At 63.4% G+C, this 4,282-nt stretch carries 4 protein-coding genes and 1 pseudogene; 3 read left to right on the plus strand and 2 right to left on the minus strand.

The genetic code is table 11. From position 1 onward, the window contains the following. Positions 1-710 (plus strand): annotated as a pseudogene (locus tag DWA01_RS23035) (hypothetical protein); the annotation flags it as partial. On the opposite strand, the gene DWA01_RS00395 reads toward DWA01_RS23035, so the two are convergent. Next, positions 686-1,081 carry a hypothetical protein gene (locus tag DWA01_RS00395; RefSeq protein WP_114283658.1) on the minus strand — a complete coding sequence of 132 codons (396 nt, stop codon included), beginning with the start codon at positions 1,079-1,081 and terminating at the stop codon, positions 686-688. The pseudogene DWA01_RS23035 and the gene DWA01_RS00395 sit on opposite strands and share 25 nt — an antisense overlap. After that, entirely contained in the window at positions 1,078-1,776 is a 699-nt protein-coding gene (locus DWA01_RS00400) for a DUF599 domain-containing protein (protein WP_114283659.1), read from the minus strand. The genes DWA01_RS00395 and DWA01_RS00400 overlap by 4 nt, the downstream gene beginning before the upstream one ends. Before the next feature lie 186 nt (positions 1,777-1,962). Here DWA01_RS00400 and DWA01_RS00405 point away from each other — a divergent pair, with 186 nt between their 5' ends. Together DWA01_RS00405 and DWA01_RS00410 are read left to right on the plus strand one after the other, a co-directional pair. After that, positions 1,963-3,396: an FAD-linked oxidase C-terminal domain-containing protein gene (locus DWA01_RS00405; protein WP_114283660.1), complete on the plus strand. Its 1,434-nt coding sequence runs from the start codon at positions 1,963-1,965 to the stop codon at positions 3,394-3,396. Positions 3,397-3,532: 136 nt separating this feature from the next. Beyond that, the coding region (locus DWA01_RS00410; RefSeq protein WP_114283661.1) for an FAD-binding protein at positions 3,533-4,282 on the plus strand (750 nt) is incomplete at its 3' end.

The following is a 4,282-nucleotide window of genomic DNA, read 5'->3' on the forward strand; positions in this document are numbered from 1 at the left end:
TGGGGCGGCAGGGCCTGGGGGGGGTGGCTTTGCTGGCCTCAGATCAGGCATGGCGGTGGAGCCGGGGTTTTGAGGGCGGCGGGCCGCAGCTGGACCTGTTGCGGCGCCTGGCCCACTGGATGATGAAAGAGCCGGAGCTGGAAGAAGAGGCGCTGGGCGCGGTGGCGCAGGGGCAGTCGATGCGGATCACCCGGCGTTCGCTTGAGGCGCGCGACCGCGAGGTGGAAATCACCGGACCCGACGGCGTGGTGACCGTGCTGCCGATGGAAGAGGTGACTCCCGGCCTGTATGAGAGCCGGTTTGAGGCGCCTGTGGCCGGGCTGCACCGGCTGCGTGAGGGCGAAGAAGAGGCGGTGGTGGCGCTGGGCCCGAGCGCGCCAAAGGAATTTGAGGTCACCATTTCAGACGGCTCTGAGATCGCTGCGGCGGTGGCTATGAGCGGTGGCGCGTTGCGCCGGATTGAGGACGGGCTGCCATCCCTGCGTCGGGTGCGTCCCGGGCGGGTGGCGGCGGGGCGTGGCTGGCTTGGCATCACGCCGCGCGGCGCCTCTGTGACTGAGGATATCCGGGTGACACCGGTGTTGCCGCCCTGGGCCTGGCTGCTGGTCGCGGTGCTGCTGATGCTGGCGGCCTGGCTCTGGGAAGGGCGGCGGGACAGGCGCCATGTGGGGCGCGGCGCCCGGGCTCAGCGCGGCAGTTCAAACACGTAGGGCTCTGACCAGTCGCGATCCGTGCAGCGCGCATAAACAGACACTTGCGACAGGCCGGGCGGGATATTGACGCCGGCAAGGCTGCGGGTAAAGGGCTGCTCGTCCACATGGGGGTGCAGCAAGACCCTGCTGCCCAGCACCCGGCCGGTGCCATCCCGGACTTCCCACAGATCGGCATAATGGTCCCAGCCGCTGTCGGGATGGCTGAGGCTGACATCAAAGCGCCAGGGGGCGCGGGCGTCGGTTGCCTCAAGCGTATAAGTGGCCGTCTGCCGGGCGCTGACTTTTTCCACCTGTGGCGGGGTGGCAAAGGCGGCGGCGGCGGTAAAAAGCAGCGCCGCAAGTGCCAGGCGTCCTGAGCTGCCGGTCATGGCAATTCCCCTAGCAGGATGCGCCGCGACAGCGAGGCGAATTCACGCCGCCAGGTGACAAAAACGGTGACCAAAGTGGCGATCAGAAGCGCTTCAGGTCCGAGCAGCCAGGTCATCGCCGCCAGCGCAAAATACAGGCTGCGCAGCCCGCGGTTAAAGGCGCGGGTGGCAGTGATATTGATCTCTGCAGCCTGACGTGCGCGCGGCAATGTTTTGGCATCCTCCACGTCATTGGGCACCGAGGCCATGATCACGGCGCAATAGCCAAACAACCGGTGCGCCCAGATGAATTTCAGCATGGCACTGGTAATGATCAGCAGAACAGTGAGAATTTTGACTTCCCAGATGATTGCGGGCACCGGCATCAGCGTCAGATCGGCAGCGACTCCCAGCAGGCGTTCGGTATTGCCCAGCAGGGCGATGCCGCCGCCCAGGGTGATCAGGCAGGCAGAGGCATAAAAGGTGATGCCCTGGCGTAATGTGTCGAGGATGCTGGCATCAAAGATACGCGGTTCCCTCGTGACCATCTGTGTCATCCAGTCGCGGCGGAATTGCGCCATCAGCCGCGACGTGGAGGGGCGCGATTTGGCCGGGTGTTCGATGCGCCAGCCAATCAGCGCCCAGCAGAGCCACAAAAAGCCAATGGCGAATCCGTCAAGCGGGGTGAAGTGTTGCAGTCGGTTGATCAGTTCCATAGGGGCCAGACTAGACTGTGGTGGCGCGGCTGGCCATATGGTTTGTTCTTGTCGCCAGCTTCTGATTTGCAGCCCCGCAGCGCTGAGGAGCTTAGAATCTAAGCGGCTGAAACAGATCGAAAGATAGGCTTTGCCTCCTCTGGAAAAATTGGTTATGTTTTATTACCAAAACTTAGGAGGTCTCTGATGGAGATGCCGGTTCCCAACGCCGCTCTGCTGGCGCGCAAGGCGCAGATCGTTGCAAAACTGCACGACGTGCTGCCTGGCGACGCCGTGATCGATGATGCGCGCGAGACCAAAGCCTATGAATGCGACGCGCTGTCGGCCTATGCCTGCCCGCCGCTCTGTGTGGTATTGCCGCGCAGCACCGAAGAGGTCGCGGCGGTGTTGAAAATCTGCCATGCGGAAGCTGTGCCGGTGGTGCCGCGCGGGGCGGGTACGTCGCTGGCCGGGGGGGCGCTGCCGACTGCGGCTGCGGTGGTGGTCGGGCTGGCGCGGATGAACCAGGTGCTGGAAGCCGACTTTGACAACCGCTTTATCCGGGTGCAGGCCGGGCGCACCAACCTGTCGGTCACCGGCGCGGTGGAAGAAGAAGGTTTCTTCTATGCACCGGACCCCTCCTCGCAGCTGGCCTGTGCCATTGCCGGCAATATCGCGATGAATTCCGGCGGCGCGCATTGTCTGAAATACGGGGTGACCACCAACAATCTTCTGGGGGTGACTCTGGTGATGATGGACGGCACCGTGGTCGAAATCGGAGGCGCCCATCTGGACGCCGGCGGGCTGGATCTGCTGGGGGTGATCTGCGGCTCTGAAGGCCAGCTTGGCGTGGTCACCGAGGCCACATTACGCATCCTGCGCCAGCCCGAAGGGGCGCGGCCGGTGCTGATTGGTTTTGACAGCAATGAGGTTGCCGGCGCCTGCGTGTCCGACATTATCCGCGCCGGGGTGTTGCCGGTGGCGATCGAATTTATGGACCGCCCCTGTATTGAGGCCTGCGAGGCCTTTGCCCATGCGGGTTATCCCGAATGTGAGGCATTGCTGATCATTGAGGTCGAAGGTTCTGATGCGGAGATTGACGATCAATTGGGGCGCATCACTGCGATTGCGCGGCGTCACGATCCGGTTGAGATCCGCGAAAGCCGGTCAGTGGAAGAATCGGCCGCGATCTGGCTGGGACGCAAATCGGCCTTTGGCGCCATGGGGCAGATCAATGATTACATGTGTCTGGACGGCACCATTCCGGTCACTGAACTGCCGCGCATGCTGGCGCGGATCAGCGAGCTCTCAAAGAAATATGGGCTGGATGTGGCCAATGTGTTTCATGCGGGGGACGGCAATATGCACCCGCTGATCCTCTATGATGCCAACAAACCAGGAGATCTCGAGCTGTGTGAGGCGTTTGGCGCGGAAGTGTTAAAATTCTGCGTCGATGTGGGCGGCTGTCTGACCGGCGAACACGGCGTGGGTATCGAGAAGCGGGATCTGATGACGTATCAATATGCGCCAGAGGATCTGGAAGCGCAGTTGCGGGTCAAAGATGTGTTTGATCCGCGCTGGCTGCTTAATCCGGCGAAGGTGTTTCCACTGAGCATAACGGCTGCGCGGCGCAACGCATGAGATCCCTGATAATGTCGGTGAAATTGCCGGTGAAATTGCGTGTGAAACTGCCGGTGAAGTTAACGGTGGCAACGGCGGCCGGGGCGCTGCCCCGGACCCCGGGATATTTAAGCCAAAAAGAAGCGGGAAACAGCAGATGATGCCAGCAAACGAGAGTGAGCTCACTGACATAATTGCCGGGGCCGAAGGCGCGCTGGCGGTGCTGGGCGGCGGCAGTCGCGGCATTCAGCTGGCGGGGCAAGAGTTGAGCACCCGTGGGCTCTGCGGCATCGCCTTATACGAGCCCGGCGCTTTAACGCTGGTGGCGCATGCGGGCACGCCTTTGCAAGAGCTTGAGGCCGTGTTGGCGGCAGAGGGGCAGCGACTGGCCTTTGAGCCTGCCGATATGCGAGCGCTTTTGGGCACCACTGGTGCGCCAACAATCGGCGGCGCGGTGGCGGTGAATTCGTCAGGGCCGCGCCGGGTGCAGGCCGGCGCCTGCCGCGACTTTCTGCTGGGGGTGCGCTTTGTCGACGGGCGCGGCGTGGTGGTGAAAAACGGCGGCCGGGTGATGAAGAATGTCACCGGCTATGACCTGGTCAAGCTGATGGCGGGGGCGCATGGCACTTTGGGCGTGTTGTCGGAAGTGTCGCTGAAAGTGCTGCCAAAGCCTGAGATGGCGGCCTGCGTGCTGATCGAAGGGCTGAGTGACGGGGCGGCGGTACAGGCAATGTCGGCGGCGCTGGGCGCGCCTTATGATGTCACCGGGGCGGCGCACCTTCCGGTTGGGGTTGACGGGGCGCCGGTGACGATGATCCGGCTGGAAGGGTTTGAGGACTCGGTGCGTTACCGGGCCGGGCGGCTGGCGGAGTTGCTGGCGGCTGTTGCGGGCGGCGCTGGCGGGGTC

The sequence above is a fragment of the Candidatus Halocynthiibacter alkanivorans genome (assembly GCF_003333265.1).
Taxonomy (GTDB): Bacteria; Pseudomonadota; Alphaproteobacteria; order Rhodobacterales; family Rhodobacteraceae; genus Halocyntiibacter_A; species Halocyntiibacter_A alkanivorans.

Coding starts and splice junctions, on each gene's coding strand:
- DWA01_RS00405 (WP_114283660.1), top strand. CDS start 1,963: ATGGAGATGCCGGTTCCCAACGCCGCTCTGCTGGCGCGCAAGGCGCAG.
- DWA01_RS00400 (WP_114283659.1), bottom strand. CDS start 1,776: ATGGAACTGATCAACCGACTGCAACACTTCACCCCGCTTGACGGATTC.
- DWA01_RS00395 (WP_114283658.1), bottom strand. CDS start 1,081: ATGACCGGCAGCTCAGGACGCCTGGCACTTGCGGCGCTGCTTTTTACC.